An 18,647-nucleotide genomic window follows, 5' to 3' on the forward strand; every position below is an offset into this window, starting at 1 on the left:
ATGACCCGGATCGCCTCGATGAGCGTCTACGGCGGCGCGTTCTTGACGAGGAATCCACTCGCGCCCGCCGCGAGGGCGGCACGCACCGATTCGTCATCGCGGAAGGTCGTGAGCACGAGCACGCGGCTGGCGGCAAGCTCCGGGTCGCTCGTAATCGCGCAAGTGGCATCCACACCATCCATGACCGGCATTTGCAGGTCCATGCAGACAACATCGGGATGCAGTTCGCGCACCCGCTCGATTGCCTGTTCGCCATTCACCGCATCGCCAACCACCTCGATGCCGTCTTCGGTTTCGAGTAGCAGGCGAAATCCCGTCCGCACGAGCTGCTGATCGTCCACGAGCAGCACGCGGATCGCTGTGTCGGCCATGTCATCCCCCATCGTGGTGCGCGAGTGCTTCGAGGCTAGCTGAGACCGCGGCTGCCCTTGAGCGGCAAGCTTGCGCGGACACGGAATCCACCGTCCGATCGAGGCCCTGCTTCGAGGGTGCCCCCGACTGCGCTCGCGCGTTCGCGCATGCCGAGGATGCCGCGACCACCACTCGCCAGTTCGACTTGCGTCGATGCAGTGGCGCCGCCGATCGGGCCGAAACCGTCATCCGTGACGTCGATCTCAAGGCGTTCCCTGCCGTAGCGAAGACGCACCTCGGCCGTTGCGCTGGCGCCCGCGTGCTTTCGGACGTTCGTGAGCGCTTCCTGCACGATGCGGTAAGCCGAAAGGTCCGCACTCTGCGTGAGCGGCTGCGGATCACCGACGGTGGCAAAGCTCAGCGACATCCCCGCCTGGCGAAGCTGCTCAACAAGCTCCGGAAGCTGCGCGACACCGCGCGTTGACGGCGACACGGTGCGATGGTCCGGCTCAGCACCCACGACCGGAACCATGCCGGTGTCCGACTCCGAAGCGCGGAGCGTCGCGAGGATGCCCTGGAGCTCCTCGATGGCTTCGCGGGCATTCGCTTCGACTGCTTCGAGTTGCTCGCGGGCGCGGGCACTCTCTTCCCCCGCCGGCAACGATCGGCGTGCGACAGCAGCCTGCAGGCCCATGAGCGAGACGTGGTGCGCGACCGCATCGTGGAGCTCGCGGGCGATGCGGACGCGGTCAAGTTTCACTGCCTGATCAGCGAGTTTCGTGCGCTGCTCACGGAGGACACGCGCCTGCTCCGTCGCGAGGGCTGCATGCCCGGTGCGGACATAGTCGATATTGCCGAGGACGTACGCACCGACGTAGTAGGTGAAGTTCGCGAGGATGGTGAAGACCGCGTACGCACCCGTGTTAGCGGTCGGCGTGGGAAGGTCGATTGGCTCGTTCATCACAAAGGAGACGACGATGCCGAGCATGACCCACGAGATGGTGCCGCCCGCAACGGTGAGGCGGACCCATGCGGAGGCGTTCCGGTGTCGGCTCCAAGCCCCCGCGGAATAGAAGACCACGAAGTAGAGCATCTGCGTGAAGAACAGTTCGTGATACGGGATGAAGAACCCGCCGATGAACACCACGGTGGCGACGAGCAGGGCAATGATCGGGGTGCGTCGACGAAAGGAGACGATGATGAGCGCCATGCTCGGGTAGGCGATGCGCACCCAGAGAGCGCTCTCGCCGAGGTCGCCGTAGACCCCTGCCGCATTGGCAGACCATTCGCTGAGCGCCATCGCGATCGCGAGGATGAGACCGAGGACGACGTCGGTGCGGCGTTCGGCGCGCGTGGGCTTCCGGCGAACCCAGCCTTCCGGGGCAGGTTCCGGGATGCCCGCGATGTTGCGCCAGAGTCGGGTCCCGATGGGGGTGCCGATGAGGTCTTCGCTCGTGATGCCGGTGGGGATGGTTGCGCTGTGGGTGTCCGCAGTGGAGGCGTTCGCGCGCGAGTCCCCATCGGTCGTCGTGGCTTGAGCGCTTGTCCCGGCGTGATCCGGGGTGCGCTCGTCTGCTGGCGTCGGGATGCTCACCCCGCAACGCTATCCGTTGCAGCACCCGCTGGCATCATCCGCGCAGCCGAGCCGCGCGACCGACTGCATCCGTCCCCCTGCATCCCTCCTCCCGGCCCCGGTCCCAGATCCCCGGCCCCACGGGAAATAGGTCGCAAACTGTTCGTTGGACGCCAAATGTTGCGACCGGACGAACAGTTTGCGACCTATTTCTTGCGCGGACGGGCGCGGATGGGGCGGCGGCTACGCGGTGGTGGCGGCGTCGGTGGCGAGCGCGGCAGCGGATGCCATGAGCGAGTCGTGCATGAACTCGTCGAGCTCCGGACCACCCGGGCGTGCGGGCATCATCGGGGCATCCACACCGGCACGGTCGAGCAGTGCCGCCATCTTGCGGCGACGGCTCGGCGCGATGAAGGTGATGACGGTGCCTCGCTGACCGGCACGGCCCGTACGGCCAGCGCGGTGCAGGTAGGTCTTGTACTCCTCCGGCATGTCGGCCTGGAGCACCAGACGGATGTCATCGACGTGGATGCCGCGAGCCGCGACGTCCGTCGCCACGAGCACATCGACGCGGCCCGATTCGAGCTGCCTGAGGTTGCGCTGGCGCTTCGCCTGGTTGAGGTCACCGTGGAGGGCGACGGCGCGCACGCCGGCATCCTCAAGGTCCATCGCCACACGTTCGGCGCCGAGGCGGGTGCGGGTGAACACGAGCACGCGGCCGCCCGAGCGGGCAAGCTGCTCGATGATCGGGTCACGGTCGCCGCGTTCCACCACGAGGACGCGGTGGTCGATGTCGGCGTGCTGCTCTTCCTCACCGGCGACTTCGTGCACGGCAGCATCCACGAGGAACTCGTCGACGAGCTGCAACACGGCCTGGTCAAGGGTTGCCGAGAAGAGCAGCTTCTGGCCGCCCTCCTTCGTCATGCGAAGGATGCGCTGCACGGGCTCGAGGAAGCCGAGGTCGCACATCTGGTCGGCCTCATCGAGGACGGTGATGCGGATGTCGGAGAGATCGAGGTGGCCCTGACGCTCGAGGTCTTCGATACGGCCCGGCGTGCCGATGACGATGTCGACGCCGCGACGAAGCGCGGTCACCTGACGCTGCTGCGGGACGCCGCCGTAAACCTGCGTCGTGAACAGGCCCACCGAGCGGGCGATCGGCTGGATGGTGCGGTCGATCTGGAGCGCGAGCTCGCGGGTCGGGGCGACGATGAGCGCACGGGGCGAGCGGCCGATGCGGCGACGAGCGTTGCGGTCATCCCCACGCATGAGGAGCAGGCGCTCAACCAGCGGCGCGCCGAAGGCGATCGTCTTGCCGGAGCCGGTGCGGCCACGGCCGAGCACATCGCGTCCGCCGAGCACGTCCGGGATCGTCGCAACCTGGATCGGGAAGGGGTGCGCAGCGCCGAGATCGGCAAGCGCGCCCACAATGTTCCGGCCGAGACCGAGGTCTTCGAACTCGACGCCCTCGGCGTCTTCCTTCGAAATCTGGGTGGCCTGGAAGCGGGCGAGGACCTGGTCCTCAGTCAGCTGGCGGGCCTGTTCGGCGCGGTCGCGGCGGTCGTCACGACGGTTCGACTGCCGGCGCGGACCCCGGTCGCGGCGCTCTTCGCGGATGCGTTCACGCGTTGCTTGGAAGTCCTCGTCGCGGCGCGGGGCGCGCTCGGGACGGTCTTCGCGAGGTGCGCGCTCCGGGCGCTCGGCACGGTCGAATCGATCCGGGCGCTCAGCTCGGTCGAAGCGGTTGCCACGCTCGAAGCGTTCGCCGCGTTCCGGACGGTTGTTGCGCTCGAAGCGCTCGCCGCGGTTGCAACGTGCGGGACGCTCGCGCCGGCCATCGCGGTTGAAGCCGCGGTCATCCCGGCGGCCGTAGCCACGCGAGTCGTTCCGGCGGTCGTCCCGGTCATCGCGGCGGCTCTGGAAGCCGCCACGGCCGCGGTCGAAGCCGCGGTCATCACGCGAGAAGCGGTCGTCGCGACCAAAGCCACGACGCTCGTCGCGCTGGTAGCCACCGCGCTCGCCGCGACGGCCATCGCGACCGCCACGGTAGCCGCCGCGGTCGTTGCCGCCGCGGAATCCGTCACGCTCGGGACGACCCTGGCGTGCGTAACCGCCGCGATCAGCCCGGTCGAAACCTTCGCGCGGGGTGCCGCCATCCTCGATGGGACGTGCGCGACGCGATGCATCACCGGGACGGGCGGGACGGTACGAGCGTCCCTTTCCGTTGCGGGGAACATAATTCTTGGCAGGCTTAAACCCGCCCTTGCCCTTTGGCATGGCTTCTTCTCCAGATTGACGGCATGCATTGCCCACACTGGAAACGGCGCACACCTACGTGGGGTCCACACTACGCCCCACACCCTCGCTGCGGCGCGTCGCCTGCAACCGCGGCGAACAGATGTGCAGATATGTTCCGCATGCCCCGTTATGCGGTGGATGAGTGAAATATCTGCAAAACCGTGCAGTCGACGCGATCAGCGGCGGGCGGCGCGGCGCTCCTTGCGACCCTCGACGAAGTAAAAGAGCGCTGGCAGGACGACAAGCGTGAGCAGCGTCGACGAGAGCAGACCACCGATCACAACGATCGCGAGCGGCTGCGAAATGAAGCCGCCCTCACCCGTAATACCGAGCGCCATCGGCGTGAGCGCGAGGATCGTGGCAAGCGCCGTCATGATGATCGGGCGGACACGTCGCGCACCACCTTCAATGAGCGCATCCCGCACCGAGAAGCCCTCATCCCGGAACTGGTTCACGAGGTCGATGAGCACGATCGCGTTCGTCACGACGATGCCAATGAGCATGAGCACACCGATGAGCGACGGCAGTCCGAGCGGCACCTGCGACACGATGAGCAGCAGGATCGCGCCCGTTGCCGCGAACGGCACCGAGATGAGCAGGAGCAGCGGCTGCCGGAGCGAACGGAACGTCGCCACCATGATGATGTAGACGATGAGGATCGCAGCGAGGAGTGCGAAACCGAGCTGCGTGAACGACTCCTGCTGGTCCCGCGAAACGCCGCCGAGTTCAGCGTGCGAGCCGTCCGGAAGATCCACCGCCGCGAGCGCCTCGCTCACGATGCGGTTCGAGGCACCAAGGTCGTCGCCCTCCGGAACGACCGTCACGGTGGCGGTCGGAGTGCCACGCACCGAGGTGACGGCGGTCGGGGCATCTACCTCGTTGATCCGCGCAATGTTCACGAGCGAGCGCTCGCCCTGCATCGTCTGAATCTTGAGCTTCTTGAGCTCGTCGAGGGTTTCGACAGGCTTCGACGGCACAAGCTTCACCTGCACCGATTCGCCCTCGATGATGACTTCACCGATCGGCTGCTCGCCGACCTGTTCGGCGACCATCGCACCAACCGCGAACTCGGAGAGGCCGAGGTCTGCTGCGGTCTGACGGTTGATGTCGATCTGAATGTAGGGGCGGGTCTCGTTGAGACTCGAGCGCACTTCGCGGATCCCCTCGCGGCCTTCCAGCGCGGCGATGACCGCAGCGCTCGTGTCCTTGAGCGCATCCGTGGTCGGGGCATCGAGTTCAACTTCGAGGTCGGTCGAGAAGCCGCTGCCGCCGCGAGCGCCGACGACGACCTTGCCGACGTCCTGCATGGCGCCGAGCTTTTCCTGCAGGCGGGCCCGGATGTCGTCCGCCTTCGCGCCCGGCTCGAGCGTGACCGAGTAGCTTGCACGCCCCTGGCTGCCGGTGAACATGCTCATGAGCGAGTTGCCACCGTAGGTGAGCTGGACGGTCTTCACGCCAGCCTCGGCCATGATCGCCTCTTCGACCTTGGCAGCCTGCTGGTCAGCGACGGCCAGGGTGGCGTTGTCGGCGAAGGTCTGCTGGATGGAGATCGTGTCTTCGCCGGAGCTGCCGAGGAAGTTCGTCTTCATGAGCGGCGCGAGCGCACCGGTGAGGACGAGGATGAGGGCTGCCACGCCGAGGGTGATGAGGGGCTTCGCGAGCGTCCAGTTGAGGATCGGCAGGTAGAGGCGCTGCAGGAGGCCGTCGGGGCGCTCGTCGTGCGCGTGGAAGCCCTCGCGTTCAGTGGTGACGTCATGCGTGGCGGGTGCCGACGTGGATGCCGTCGGGGCGGTGCCGCCATCGGGCTCCGGTGCGACGACGCGGTCGCCGAGCATCGGCTCACCGTTCAGACCCACCCCGTGATCACGCGCACTCATGGGCGCGTGGGCTTCATCAGCGTCGATCACTTCGTGGGCGGCGGCGCGCTCGGCCTCTTCCTCGGCGAGACGCTTCACGAGGCGGTCGCGTTCACGACGTTCGCGGCGCGTGAGTGATGCCGCGTCGGCGTCGAGCAGCTGCCGCTGGTGCGGGGTGAGACTTACTTCCAGGGAGGCCACATCGGGCTGTTCCCCGTTCGCGGCGAACTCGAGCGCGAGCTGTTCGGGGTCAAGGGCCTGGTCGAAGCGGGCGCTGCGGGTGCGACGCGGTGAGGTGTTGGTGAGCACTTCCTCGGGGGCATCGTCAGACGCGAATCCGGCGGGCGCCTGGATGGGCTCGTCGGCGCGCAGTTCCGCGGCATCCCCGCCTGTGTCGTCTCCGTCGCGGAGGGCGAGCGGGGCGAAGTAGGCACGGTCACGCTCAGCGCGCAGCTCCTTCGGACGCTTGCGGCGCAGCACATCGCTAGCAGCCGCTGCCTCGCCAGGGGCGCCGACGAGCACGGGTTCGGGCGCCACCTCGACCGGCGCGGCCGACGGCGCCGGAGCATCCTGAGCAGCGCCGCGGCGGCGAGCACGGCGTCCTGCCCCGAGGAACCAGTACGCAAGCACCGGCACAATCGTGAGCGAGACGACGAGGGACGCGAGGAGCGCAATCACGCTCGTTAGCGCGAAGGGCCGGAACATCTCGCCCGCGATGTCACCCACGAAGGCAATCGGCAGATAGACGGCGACGGTTGCGATCGTGGATGAGGTGACCGCACCCGCGACCTCGCGCACGGCGCGGGTGATGCGCTCGCGACGACGGGCCGGATCGGCTTCACCGTCCTTGCCAAGGTGCCGCTTGATGTTCTCGATGACGACGATCGAGTCGTCCACGACGCGACCGATCGCGATCGTGAGCGCACCGAGCGTGAGCATGTTGAGCGAGTACTTCGCGCCCTGCAGCGCGATGAAGGTGACGAGGAGAGACGCCGGAATCGAGATCGCGGTGACGAGCGTCGAGCGCACCGAACGGAGGAAGACGAAGATCACGATGACCGCGAAGAGGAGGCCGAGAAGACCCTCAACCAGGAGCGTGTGGATGGAGCGCTCGACGTAGGGCGCCTGGTCAAACACGGACTGCAGCGTGACGCCGTCGCCGAGCTCGGCACCGAGCTCGGGCATCGCATCCCGGACCGTGCGCGAGACATCCACGGTGTTCTCAGCGGGCACCTTGGTGATCGCGATCGTCAGAGCGTCCTCGCCATTCACGCGCGAAATCGTTTCGACCGGCGCCGTTTCGAGCTTCACCTCGGCAACATCGCCGATCGTCGTGGTGCCGTTGGTGGTGGTCTGCGTCGTTGTACCGGTGCCCTGCCCGGCCGTTCCTTGAGCGGCGCTAGCACCCGCAGCGATGGGGAGCTTCGCGATGGCGTCTGCCGAGGTGAGGAGGTCGCCCGCCTGCACGGTGAGCGCGGAGTCGCCGTCGGTCACTTCACCGATCGGGACGAGCACGCCGGCGTTGTCGAGGGTGTCGCGGATGGCCTGAGTCGTCAGGCCACGCTCCTGCAGCGCCGCGGTGTTGGGTCGGATCGCGATGCGCTGTTCGGGTGCACCCGAGAGCTGCGCGTCACGCACTCCCTCGAGCTTGAGCAGTTCGGGGATCGTCTGGGTGCGGAGCTTCGACGCGAGCGCTTCCTGGTCGCCACCGGTTGCCGCGAGCTGCATGATCGGGAAGTCGCTGATCGAGCCCGACATGACGGTCGTTTGGATACCGTCCGGGAGGCGGTCGTCAATACGCGAGATGGCCTGCTGGATGCGCTGCTCGGCGTAGACGAGGTCGGTGCCGTAGTCGAGCTCCACCATGACGCTTGCGGAGCCGGAGCGGGAGGTGGACTGTGTGCCCTTGAGCCCTTCGAGACCTTGGAGCGCTGCCTCGATGGGCTGCGCGACCTCGCGATCGACGACGTCCGGTGCCGCGCCGCGATATTCGGCGGTGACGGACACGACCGGGAGGGAGAGCTCCGGGAAGAGTTCTTGCTTGAGGGACGACATCGAGACGAGGCCAAAGAAGCCAATCGCGAGCGTCACAAGCGCGATGAGGGCGCGGTTCTTGAGGCTGAGCGCGGTAAGACGGTCCACAGTGCGAAGTCTCTCACCTTTGCTTTACAGGAGATTGTCAGCCCTCCGGATGTGGCACCCCTTCCCCACACACAACTCGCGATATATCGTGAGTGCAGCTCGGATGCCAGACCTCCACGCCGAGCACCCGACGGAAAGGCGGACCGCGTGGCCATCGAACAGTGGCTCGTCACGAGCCCCAAGACGCTCGACATTGAGCACGTCCACGAACTGCAGGTGACGCTCATCGGCGGCAGCCTCAATGTCCTCACCCACGATGCGCCGCACACCCGCGTCGAAGCCCGTGTCACCTCCGGCGCACCGCTCCGCATCGCGATGGACGGTAATCGCCTCATCGTCGACCACCCGCAGGTGCGCCACCGCGGCTTCGGCTCCTCGCTTCGCTCCCTCATCGAGGGTGCCGAGGCAGAGGTGTCGATCGTCCTCCCGCGCACGACCCGCATCCACGCAAGTTCAGTGAACGCCGATCTCTTCGTGTCCGGCCTTCGCGCGCCGCTCGACTTCGCAACAACCGGCGGGCGCCTCCTCTTTGACGCCGTCAACAGCCCCGTTCGCGCGAAGAGTGTCTCGGGTGACGTCTATGCCCGCAATCACGAGGGCACCTTCACGGCCCGCACCGGATCGGGCGACATCATCGCCAGCGGACGCATCGACCACGCCGAGACCATGACGGTCTCCGGCGAGACACTCATCGATGTGCGTCGAGTTCTCCCCGACCACGTGTCCCTCCGCAGCACGACGGGCAAGATCACGCTGCGTCTGCCGAGTGACGCGCATCCGATGTATGCGATCACGTCCGCTGTCCACCCGTACCAGCTCGATGGGCAGCAGTTCCCCGCAACGCGAGGCACAAGCTGGCGATCACCGCATGCCGAGCATGAGGCCGAGTTCAGCGACATCCGTCTCGGCACCGTTTCGGGGCGGATCGGCGTGGTTCGCGGACCGTCCGCCCAGCCGCGTGAGCTTGAGGGCCCGACCGCACCGCAGAGCCCCGCCGAGGCAGCGCTCTCCGCAGAGATGTCGGCGCGCGTCACCGAACTCTCCGAACGCCTCGGCGTCACCGAGACCCAGTACGACACCGAGAGCGAGGCGTAAGCGATGTTCCAGCACGGACACCTCCGCCTCTACCTCCTGCACCTGCTCAACGAGCAGCCACGCCACGGCTACGAACTCATCCGTGCCCTGAGCGACCGCTTCGACGGCAGCTACGCGCCGAGTGCTGGAACGATTTACCCGCGCCTCGCGAAGCTTGAAGCAGAAGGACTCGTCACGAAGACACCGGACGGACGTAAAACGATTTACGCCATCACGGAGCGCGGCCGCGCGGAACTTCACACCCGCCAGCACGAGTTCCAGCACATCGACGAGGGCATTGAAGACTCGCTTCGAAAGGTTGCAGAGCAGCTTCGGGACGGCGTGCAGAGCGCTGGCGAACAGCTCAAGCGCGAGTTCAGCGGCGTGCGCTGGGGCGACAGCGGGCGGATGCCAGAACCGCAGCCGCAGGCGAACCCCGTCCCACCCGAGACTCGCAGCACAACCCGGGAGGGTCAGCCACGACCGCTCATTGCCGAAGCCCACGAGCGCGTCCAGACGAGCATGCACCTGCTCACGCAGGAGCTGCGACAGGCTGCCCGCGAGGAGCGTCTCTCCCCCGCCATCCTCTCGCTCCTCGACCACGAATTGAGCAATCTCGAGTCGACCGTGCTCACCGCGCTGGGACACCGCCCACGCCAATAGTTTGCAGGCGAGCACCGCCCCGTCCGGCAGCCATCACTGCAGCCTGCGCCGCTTCGAGCAGGCCCGATCAACACCGCGTGCTCCCCCGAGCGCGCTAACCTGCATGCGCACACAGGAAGGACCGCGCATGCCACGCTTCGGGCTCGAGCTCATCGCCGTCTTTGTCGGCGGCGCGCTCGGAACACTCGCCCGCTGGCTCGTCGGCCTGCCCTTCGCGACCGCCCACCCGAACGTCGGATTCGGGGCCATGGTTGCCTGCAACCTCATCGGCTCGTTCCTGCTCGGCCTGAGTCCGATCATCGAGAAGCCGCTGCTTCGCCTGGGCGTCGGCACGGGCTTCTGTGGTGGATTCACGACCCTCTCGGCAGTTGTCCTCGCCATTGCCCCGGCGAGCGCAAGCTTTCCGGCCGTGGATCCGATGATGGGCTTTGGATTGCTCGTCCTGGCGGTTGCGGGTGGGCTTGTCGCGAGCTGGGCAGGGAGCTGCTTCGTGCCTCGGCCTGGTGAGCGCGCAGCAGAGGCACGGGCACGCGCTGCGGCCGAGGAACACGCAGCGGCACGCACGGAGGCTGAGGCATGAGCCCGCTCATGATCGCGGGGCTCGTAGCGCTCGGCGGACTTGGCTCGGTCCTGCGCTTTGTCATCCACAGTGGTGTGAGCCGTGAGCGCCCGATCACGGAAGCCGAGGGGACGACGTCCGCAACGCCATCTTCAACACCCGCGAGCCGAATCACGCGCCGTGTTGGCCTCTGGTGGGCGATGGCGGATGTGCGTCTCGGCATCGTGAACATCCTCGCGTCGTTCTTGGCCGGGCTCGCCGCGACAAGCCTCACGGGCGAGCTGCGCGCCCTCGCGGTCATCGGCTTCTGCGGCGGATTCAGCACCTGGTCGACGCTCATGAACGACACCCGCAAACACATCGAAGCGCAACGTTATGTGCGCGCCGTGAGCTGTATCGTGCTGACGCTCGCGCTCGCGCTCGTGGCCGCAGCGATCGGCCTCCGCCTCGGCGACCTCATCACCAGCTAGGCGACAACATCAGGCGAGCGGTGCGTGGATGCCCTAGCGCCGGTCACTCGTCGATTCGACGTTCGCGCCGCGTACCCACTCCGCACGCTCCCAGCTCGGTTGCTCGGCACGTACGGGCGGGAGCTCACCGAGTCGTTCAATGAGCTGCTCGGCAAGGCGAACGGCATCCTCAAGCGCTTCGTGGGGCGTGCGTCCGGGGCCGTAGCCGACGAAGGCAATGCGGCGATCCTTGCGCGACCACCCCTCCTGCACGCGAGCAGTTCCGCCTGCTTCGCGCAGGTGGAGCGGAGCGAGATGCCGCACAGTTTCACGGAATCCCGTTGCCCAGAGCACTGCATCGATGCGTTCTTCGCTGCCATTGGCGAAGCGAACACCGCCGGGGATCAGTCGCTCGATGGGGCCGCGCGAGGCCAGGAACCCGCTGCGAACGAGGTCGTGGATGCCGCGAGTGAGCGGGATGCCGACGAGGCTCACATCCGAAGGGAACGCCGCGCCCCGCTCAAGGAGCTCTTCCGCGCGCGCCCGCGCCTCCTCGTTCGCAGGCACGGCGCGGTCCGCACGCAGGCCCATGCGGGGAGGCTCGATGAAGTCGGGCGCCCGTCGCGTCGACCAGAGCGTCTCGGGCGCGATCCGCTCGAGGCGACGCAGCACCGCGAGGGCACTCCGTCCACCGCCAACAACGAGCGGCCGCATCCCGCGGAACTCGTCGAGGCTTTCGAGCGTTGCCACGTGTCGCTGCGGGCCACCGAAGTCGCGCGTGCCGGGAACCCACGGCACGAAAGGGCTCGCCCAGTGGCCGGTCGCGTTCACGACAATGCGAGCTCGGATGGATCGTTCGTGGGCAAGCTCGCCGGCGCCGAGTCGATAGTGCACTCGCAGCGCCTGCTCACGCGGCACCGATTCGACGCGCTCGACCTTGGCGGGACGCATAACGAAGAGTTCGTAGGCGTCCTCGTAGCGGCGCCGGAACATGGGGACCGCTTCGCGCGTGGGAGTGTCGGGGTCGAGGCGGCGGTATTCGAGGCCGAGCTCGGCCATCCCGGGAAGCTCGATGACTTCGGCCGAGCGGCCGATCGTGGCGAAGTCCCAGCCGCGTTGCCAGCTGCCGCCGGGCGCCGTTTCAGCATCCAGCACGATGAAGTCTTCGAAGGGGGCGAGCCCGAGCGCCTTGAGCGTGTAGGCCGCCGTCAGACCCGCGGTGCCAGCCCCGATGACGACGATGTCGATTTCGTCTCGCACGGGGACTCCTTCATTGAGCTGGGCGGTTGCATGCCATGGACTCGTGGGAGCACCGGGGACACGCTGTAGGCATGTTCAGTCTACGGAGCGGGGGCTTTGAGATTCCGGATGCGAGGCGCTGGATGACCTCGTGGCACGGCGTGCTGTGAGCCATCGCGGCGGCTGGGCCGTGTTCGCTCAGAGCGGGAGAAGTGCCGCCCATCTGGCATCCTGCACCCCACCGGAGGGGTGGGTCATGGTAGGCTATCTCGAGAATTTTTGTCCATAGCCGGACCTGCCGCTTGATGTTGAGATCGCGTGGGTCATCTTCGAGTCATAAGGGGGTTACGCATGGGGCGTGGCCGTCAGAAGGCGAAGCACACCAAGGTCGCTCGCGAGCTGAAGTACTCCGTTCCGGAGACGAACTACGACCAGCTCGAGCGTGAGCTGGCCGGTGCTCGTCAGCAGCAGGATGCTCCCGCCGACGAGATCTCGAAGTGGGCTGAGTACCTCGACGAGGACGATTACGACGACTACGAGGGTTCTGCTCAGCAGAAGCTCGCCTAGTTTCCGCTCGCATGGACGGCTTGCAGGCTCCGCCCGTCATGTCGGCGGTGGTCACCGCTGCGATTTTGGTGATCGGGAATAGCCTCGTCATCCTGCAGATCTGGCTCGCGAAGCGCGGAGTCTTGCCCGTGGGTGGATTCGCTGGCTTGCGCACGCCCGCAACGAATCGTTCCCAGGATGCGTGGGAGGCGGGCCATGAGGCCGCGTTCCCGTGGTCGCTTGTCGTGAATGGTATCGCCGTCGTTTCCGCCGCCGCGACGCTCGTCGTGCGCGAGACGCCGCTGAGCTACCTCATCGTGATTGGCCTTGCCGTGCTGGCCTCCCTCGTCGGCACGGTCGGCGCCATGATCCTCGCGCACCGCGCCGCAAAGCGCACCCTCCGCTAGCCCGCAGCGCGGCATCCCGGCGTCCGTGACCGCTGCCTTACCTCGAAACGTCACGGTGTCCGCCACCGTTTCGGACATCTGCCACCGTTTATTCGATGGCGAACGTCCGTTTCGATGGCGAGCGTCCGTTTCGATGGCGAACGTCCGTTTCGATGGCAAACGCTGCTAAGGTCGGCCCGCCACAGGCGCACGCAGCTCAGGGGTGAGGTGGTCGAGATCTCGATACACGGGCCTGCGGCCCGCACTCGATCCGGCGGTGCGCGCGAAGCGCGTGTATCGAGACCACCGGCGCAAGTTCGCCTGTCCGGTTTTCGTCATATGGCGGCTATCCCGCTCCCCACGCGGGATACGCCACATATAGCCGAAACCCGACACGTCTCCGGCGGGCAGCCCCGCGCGCTACGCCGCGTAGTTGCCGACGAGGCGGACGGCGCCGCCGTCGACGCCCTTCGCGCCCTGCTCGAAGCCGGTGAAGTCGCGCGCCTCGGTCGAGATCGCACCGGCCTCCCACGAGCGGATGCCCGCAGCGTTGAGCGCCGAGGTGACCTGGGAAGCCTGCGCAGCATCCACGATCGCGAACATGCCGATACCAAGGTTCCAGGTGCCCTCGGTCGAGGTGAGCTCCGCACCAGCCATGTCGGCAAGCACACGGAACACCGGAGCCGGCGACCAGGCACCGCGGTCAAGCTCAACCCACGCGCCCTGCGGGAGGACGCGGGCGAGGTTCGCGGCGATACCGCCACCGGTGACGTGGCTCATGGCGTGGAAGGCGCCGCCGAGCGTCTCGTCGGCGAGGAGCTTCACGAGCGGACCCGTGTAGAGGCGGGTCGGCTCGAGGAGAGCCTCACCCCAGCTCGCGCCGAGCTCAGCCGAGTGGTCCGTGTACGAAATGCCGCGGTCAGCGAGGATGCGGCGGATGAGCGAGTAGCCGTTCGAGTGGGGGCCCGACGACTCCATCGCAATGACGACATCTCCGTGCTGGACGCGCTCAGCGCCGAGCACGCGGTCGGCTTCCACAACACCGGTCGCCGCGCCAGCCACGTCGTAGTCGTCGGGGCCAAGGAGGCCGGGGTGTTCCGCGGTCTCACCACCGGTGAGGGCCGTGCCGGTCGCCTCGCAGGCCTCCGCGATACCGCGAACAATGTCGGCAATGCGCTCGGGGACGACCTTGCCGCAGGCAATGTAGTCCGTCATGAAAAGGGGACGCGCACCCACGACGACGATGTCGTCGACAACCATACCGACAAGGTCCTGGCCGATCGTGTCGTGCTTGTCGATGGCCTGCGCGATGGCGACCTTCGTGCCGACGCCGTCGGTCGAGGTGGCAAGGAGCGGACGCTTCATCCCGAGCATGGCGGATGCGTCAAACAGGCCAGCGAAACCACCAACGCCGCCGAGCACCTCCGGACCGTGCGTCTTCACGACGGCCTGCTTCATGAGCGTCACTGCGAGGTCGCCCGCGCGCGTGTCAACACCGGCTGCGGCGTAAAGGTCGGGCTGCTTCTCTCCGGACACTCGGATTCCCTTCGTCGTTGGCTGCGCTCCAGCCTAGCCGCGCAGGCGTCCCGTGAGCGCGTCGAGCTCCTGCTCGGTGAGGCCCGCACGCGCGAGCGTTCCCCGCGCGTCGAAACCGTCGAGCTGTTCGGCGACCGCGGATTCGATCGTGAAGCCGCGCTTCGCGAGGTTCTCTCCAATCCATCCGCTCGGGTCGGGGAACCCCATCCGGCGGAAGAACGGGCGAAGGCCTGCCACCGAGCGCGCGTAGTCCTCGGCGATTGCCTCGCCTGTCGCGCCCGCGAGCGCGAGCAGCGCAAAACTTGTGAGGCCCGTGCGGTCGCGGCCGACGGCACAGTGGAAGAGCACGGGACCCGGTGCCTGCGCGATCGTGCGGAGCACCGCGACGACACGGGCCGGATGCTGCTCCATGACGGGACGGAAGAAGCGCGGCGAGCCGAGGCGACCTTCCTCCCGCATCCGCTGCCAAAACTCCACGTCGCTCGTGTCATCCAGCGGCACCCGCACCGAAAAGACGCCCTCCGGCATGACAGCTTCCGGGGTCGGCGGGACGCGGTTCGCGTTCGCTTGCGCCTCCTCGGGGCTCTTCGGCTCGGTGCGCGTCTCGAAACCGTTGCGGAGGTCGAGGACGGTGCCGACGCCCGCCGCCCGCATCTGCTCGAGCCCCTCCTCGCTCGCATAGCGGAGGTCGGCCGCACGGTAGAGCTGGCCGGTGCGCGTGACACCACCATCCACCGTGGGCAGGCCACCCAGATCGCGCCCGTTGTAGAAGCCGTCCCAGGTGATCGTCCGCTCGTCGTCAACGTGAGGTGCTGTGCCGTCCGCGCTCATGCGGCCAGTGTGCCCGAGCAAAGTGGCGGATTCCAGAGGATGCTGACACTCCCCAAGCGCGCTCCCCTGTGGAAGAATGGCTGTCTTCCACCAGCGCCCATCTAAGGAGCTAGCTCGCGTGTGCGGCATCGTTGGTCACGTCTCGACCGGACCCGTTAATCAGCAGATCTACGACTCACTGCTCCTGCTGCAGCACCGCGGCCAGGATTCGTCCGGCATCGCGACCGCCGATGGCGAAACCTTCCACCTCGTAAAGACAAAAGGCCACGTCCGCGAGGCGTACCGCACGCGCGACATGCGCAACCTCACGGGCAACATGGGCCTCGGTCACGTGCGCTACGCGACGGCTGGTTCGGCGAACAACGTGGATGAGGTGCAGCCGTTCTACGTGAACGCCCCGTACGGCATCATCCTCGTCCACAACGGCAACCTCACGAACACGCGCGAGCTCTCGGACGAGCTCTACCGCATCGACCGACGTCACTTGAACTCGGAGTCCGACACGGAGCTCCTGCTCAATGTGCTCGCGAACGAGCTCCAGTCGCGCCTCCCGGGCGACGAGCTCACGCCGGACACGATCTTTGACTCGATCACGGGCCTCCACGACCGCGTTGAGGGCTCGTACGCCTCGATCGCGCTCATTTCGGGCCTCGGCATGGTCGCCTTCCGCGACCCCTTCGGCATCCGCCCGCTCGTGCTCGGCCGCCGCGAGGGCGAGCACGGCCGCGATGAGTGGGTCGTCGCCTCGGAGTCGCTCGTGCTCGAGTCCGGCGGCTACGAACTGGTCCGCGATGTCGCACCGGGCGAAGCCATCGTCATCACCGAGTCGGGCGAGCTCTTCTCGCGCCAGTGCGCGGCATCCACGCGCCTGGCTCCCTGCTCCTTCGAGTTCGTCTACCTTGCCCGCCCCGACTCCGTTATGAACGGCATCTCGGTGTACGAGTCGCGCCTTCGTATGGGCCGCAAGCTCGCAGAGAAGGCACGCCGCGAGCTCACCGCGGGCGGCATCGACGTGCTCATGCCGATCCCGGACTCCGCTCGCCCCTCGGCAATGGAGATGGCGCAGGTGCTCGGCATCCCCTACCGCGAAGGCTTCTACAAGAACCGCTACGTCGGCCGAACCTTCATCATGCCCGGGCAGAAGGTGCGCAAGAAGTCGGTGCGCCAGAAGCTCAACGCGCTCGGCACCGAGTTCAAGGGCAAGAACGTGCTCCTCGTTGACGACTCGATCGTGCGCGGCACGACCTCGAAGGAGATCGTCGAGATGGCGCGCATGGCAGGCGCCAAGTCGGTGACCTTCGCTTCGGCAGCGCCGGCGGTGCGCCACCCGCACGTGTACGGCATCAACATGCCGACGCGCGCCGAGCTCGTCGCGAACGGCCGCTCGACGGAAGAGGTTGCGGCTGCAATCGGTGCGAACCGCCTCATCTACCAGGACGTCGACGACCTCAAGGACGCCATCATCGGCGGGACCGACATCACCGAGCTCGACCTGTCGTGCTTCACGGGCGAATACGTGACCGGCACGGTGACGGCCGAGTACCTCGCATGGCTTGAGGCGAACCGCACGAGCTAATTCACGGCCAGTCGCTGACCGAGGGCTGGCTGCTGCTGCGTGATGCAGTGGATGCCGCCACCGCGCGCGTAGAGCGGCCGCGCATCCACCGCGAGAATCTCTCGCCCCGGGTAGGCAGCTGCGAGCACCTCGCGCGCCGCAGCATCGGCCGGGTCGTCAAAGGCGCAGGAGATGACGGCTCCGTTGCACACGAGGTGGTTCACGTAGGAGTAATCAACCCAGCCTTCGCTGTCTTCGAGGATGTGCGGGGCGGGCAGCGAGATGACCTCGAGCGGGTTGCCATCGACGTCGCGCGCCTCAGCGAGGAGCTCCCGCAGCTCGCGCGTGAGGGCGTAGTCGGGATGCGCCGGATGACGCTGCTCGTGGAGCAGCACGCGACATGGTGACGGGAATGCGGCGACAATGTCGACGTGGCCGCGCGTCCCAAACTCCTGGGAGTCGCGCCAGAGCCCGCGCGGGAGCCAGATGGCGAGGCGAGCGCCGATCGTCCGCAGCATTTCGGCTTCCACCTCGGCGTGCGTGAGCTCGGGGTTTCGTCCTTCGCCAAGCTGCACGCTTTCGGTGAGGAGCACTGTGCCGCGGCCATCGACGTGAATGCCTCCGCCCTCGTTAACCAACGGAGAATCGATGCGCGTCGCTCCAGCGGCCTCGGCGACGAGCGCGCCGATCTTCGCGTCACGTTCCCAGCGGGCCCACGATTGCACTCCCCAGCCGTTGAAGATCCAGTTCACAGCCCCGAGCTCGCGAGCGCCATCCTCGCGAGTGCGGGTGACGAACGTCGGACCGATATCGCGCATCCACGCGTCATCAAGTGGCGCCTCGAGGAACTCGATCTGGCCGTCAAGGAGTCGACGCGCGATTGGCAGATCGTCAGGTTCGATGACCATCGTGAGCGGCTCGCACTGCGCGATGGCGTTGGCAACCGCCGCCCACGTGTCCCGTGCTTCATTCGCATCCGCAGATGTCTCACCCAGCGTGTAGCCGCCGGAGGGCCATGCCATCCAGCAACGCTCGTGTTGATCGCCCTCGTGTGGCATGAACCATGATTCACTCATGGGCGTCCCTTCGTACGTCGTTGTACTTCGTTGTTCCACCGCTGTGGTGCGGCGGGTTTAGGAGATGGTGTCGCGGTCCGCGTGCAGCGGCTCATCCGCGGCGCCGCGACGCAGCACGACCTTCTCGCCGCGGCCGCGACGGCCGAGGAACGAGCCAAGAAGGCCGAGGACGCCGACACCAATCGGCACGAGGAAGAGGGCGAGGAAGCCGAAAACCTGACCGGTCGTGTACTGCTCGCCGTTCGGGCCGGGCTGGCCGGGGAACGCGAAGGTGAGGATCATCGCGAGGATGAGGCCCGCGAGCGCACCGAGCACGAGGAACACCTCGATGCGCGGGACCCGGCGGATGATGGCCTCCTGTTCGGTGACCTCGTCGGCGGCTGGATCGTCGAGACCGAGGTCGACACGCTCGGCGCGCTCCTCAAGCTCCTCAGCAGCGCTCGTGCGGGCGAGGGGGTCCATCTCGTGCTCAGCCATGCCGTCCATTCTCTCGAGCTTTTGCGAGCAGCCTCG

16 protein-coding genes are annotated in these 18,647 nt (G+C 67.1%); 7 read left to right on the plus strand and 9 right to left on the minus strand.

Features of this window, described 5'->3' with window-relative positions:
- Positions 1-26: 26 nt before the first annotated feature.
- The 4 genes from ZAL01S_RS10730 to ZAL01S_RS07825 all read right to left on the minus strand — a co-directional run bounded on the left by ZAL01S_RS10730 (position 27) and on the right by ZAL01S_RS07825 (position 8,220).
- Positions 27-371 (minus strand): response regulator, encoded by a 345-nt coding sequence (locus tag ZAL01S_RS10730; protein WP_306301600.1) that lies wholly within the window; start codon positions 369-371, stop codon positions 27-29.
- A gap of 35 nt (positions 372-406) precedes the next feature.
- On the minus strand, positions 407-1,945 hold the full coding sequence (locus ZAL01S_RS07815; protein ID WP_066081972.1) for a sensor histidine kinase: 1,539 nt from the start codon (positions 1,943-1,945) through the stop codon (positions 407-409).
- A 222-nt stretch (positions 1,946-2,167) separates the two neighbouring features.
- Complete coding sequence (locus tag ZAL01S_RS07820) at positions 2,168-4,201, minus strand: DEAD/DEAH box helicase (RefSeq protein ID WP_083523192.1); 2,034 nt, start codon at positions 4,199-4,201, stop codon at positions 2,168-2,170.
- A 197-nt stretch (positions 4,202-4,398) separates the two neighbouring features.
- The gene (locus tag ZAL01S_RS07825) at positions 4,399-8,220 is read right to left on the minus strand and encodes an efflux RND transporter permease subunit (RefSeq protein ID WP_066081974.1); all 3,822 of its coding nucleotides are present in this window, start codon (positions 8,218-8,220) and stop codon (positions 4,399-4,401) included.
- Between the two features lie 147 nt (positions 8,221-8,367).
- Between ZAL01S_RS07825 and ZAL01S_RS07830 the strand changes: the two genes are divergently transcribed.
- The 4 genes from ZAL01S_RS07830 to ZAL01S_RS07845 all read left to right on the plus strand — a co-directional run bounded on the left by ZAL01S_RS07830 (position 8,368) and on the right by ZAL01S_RS07845 (position 10,986).
- Positions 8,368-9,315 (plus strand): DUF4097 family beta strand repeat-containing protein, encoded by a 948-nt coding sequence (locus tag ZAL01S_RS07830; protein WP_066081976.1) that lies wholly within the window; start codon positions 8,368-8,370, stop codon positions 9,313-9,315.
- 3 nt (positions 9,316-9,318) lie between these two features.
- Positions 9,319-9,957 carry a PadR family transcriptional regulator gene (locus ZAL01S_RS07835; RefSeq protein ID WP_066081977.1) on the plus strand — a complete coding sequence of 213 codons (639 nt, stop codon included), beginning with the start codon at positions 9,319-9,321 and terminating at the stop codon, positions 9,955-9,957.
- Positions 9,958-10,084: 127 nt separating this feature from the next.
- The gene (locus ZAL01S_RS07840; RefSeq protein ID WP_066081979.1) at positions 10,085-10,537 is read left to right on the plus strand and encodes a fluoride efflux transporter FluC; all 453 of its coding nucleotides are present in this window, start codon (positions 10,085-10,087) and stop codon (positions 10,535-10,537) included.
- Positions 10,534-10,986 (plus strand): fluoride efflux transporter FluC, encoded by a 453-nt coding sequence (locus tag ZAL01S_RS07845; protein WP_066081980.1) that lies wholly within the window; start codon positions 10,534-10,536, stop codon positions 10,984-10,986. The genes ZAL01S_RS07840 and ZAL01S_RS07845 overlap by 4 nt, the downstream gene beginning before the upstream one ends.
- 33 nt (positions 10,987-11,019) lie before the next feature.
- Here the strand turns inward: ZAL01S_RS07845 and ZAL01S_RS07850 are convergent, their stop codons facing one another.
- Positions 11,020-12,225, minus strand: a complete 1,206-nt coding sequence (locus tag ZAL01S_RS07850) for an NAD(P)-binding domain-containing protein (RefSeq protein ID WP_066081982.1) — start codon at positions 12,223-12,225, stop codon at positions 11,020-11,022.
- A 330-nt stretch (positions 12,226-12,555) separates the two neighbouring features.
- Here ZAL01S_RS07850 and ZAL01S_RS07855 point away from each other — a divergent pair, with 330 nt between their 5' ends.
- Together ZAL01S_RS07855 and ZAL01S_RS07860 are read left to right on the plus strand one after the other, a co-directional pair.
- Positions 12,556-12,771 (plus strand): DUF3073 domain-containing protein, encoded by a 216-nt coding sequence (locus tag ZAL01S_RS07855; protein ID WP_066081984.1) that lies wholly within the window; start codon positions 12,556-12,558, stop codon positions 12,769-12,771.
- Positions 12,772-12,782: 11 nt separating this feature from the next.
- Positions 12,783-13,157, plus strand: coding sequence for an SdpI family protein (locus ZAL01S_RS07860; protein WP_066081985.1), 375 nt, complete (start codon positions 12,783-12,785; stop codon positions 13,155-13,157).
- A 399-nt stretch (positions 13,158-13,556) separates the two neighbouring features.
- Here ZAL01S_RS07860 and purM read toward each other — a convergent pair whose 3' ends face one another.
- On the minus strand, positions 13,557-14,672 hold the full coding sequence (gene purM, locus ZAL01S_RS07865) for a phosphoribosylformylglycinamidine cyclo-ligase (protein ID WP_110467155.1): 1,116 nt from the start codon (positions 14,670-14,672) through the stop codon (positions 13,557-13,559).
- A gap of 33 nt (positions 14,673-14,705) precedes the next feature.
- The gene (locus ZAL01S_RS07870) at positions 14,706-15,503 is read right to left on the minus strand and encodes a tyrosine-protein phosphatase (RefSeq protein ID WP_066081989.1); all 798 of its coding nucleotides are present in this window, start codon (positions 15,501-15,503) and stop codon (positions 14,706-14,708) included.
- Positions 15,504-15,621: 118 nt separating this feature from the next.
- Here ZAL01S_RS07870 and purF point away from each other — a divergent pair, with 118 nt between their 5' ends.
- Positions 15,622-17,079 (plus strand): amidophosphoribosyltransferase, encoded by a 1,458-nt coding sequence (purF, locus tag ZAL01S_RS07875; protein WP_066081991.1) that lies wholly within the window; start codon positions 15,622-15,624, stop codon positions 17,077-17,079.
- Here purF and ZAL01S_RS07880 read toward each other — a convergent pair.
- Together ZAL01S_RS07880 and ZAL01S_RS07885 are read right to left on the minus strand one after the other, a co-directional pair.
- Entirely contained in the window at positions 17,076-18,116 is a 1,041-nt protein-coding gene (locus tag ZAL01S_RS07880) for an agmatine deiminase family protein (protein ID WP_370664274.1), read from the minus strand. The two genes, purF and ZAL01S_RS07880, sit on opposite strands and share 4 nt — an antisense overlap.
- 75 nt (positions 18,117-18,191) lie before the next feature.
- Entirely contained in the window at positions 18,192-18,611 is a 420-nt protein-coding gene (locus tag ZAL01S_RS07885) for an ABC-2 transporter permease (RefSeq protein ID WP_159421649.1), read from the minus strand.
- Positions 18,612-18,647 lie beyond the last annotated feature (36 nt).

This window comes from [Zimmermannella] alba NBRC 15616 (genome assembly GCF_001570905.1).
In the GTDB taxonomy this organism is placed as follows: domain Bacteria; phylum Actinomycetota; class Actinomycetes; order Actinomycetales; family Microbacteriaceae; genus Pseudoclavibacter; species Pseudoclavibacter albus.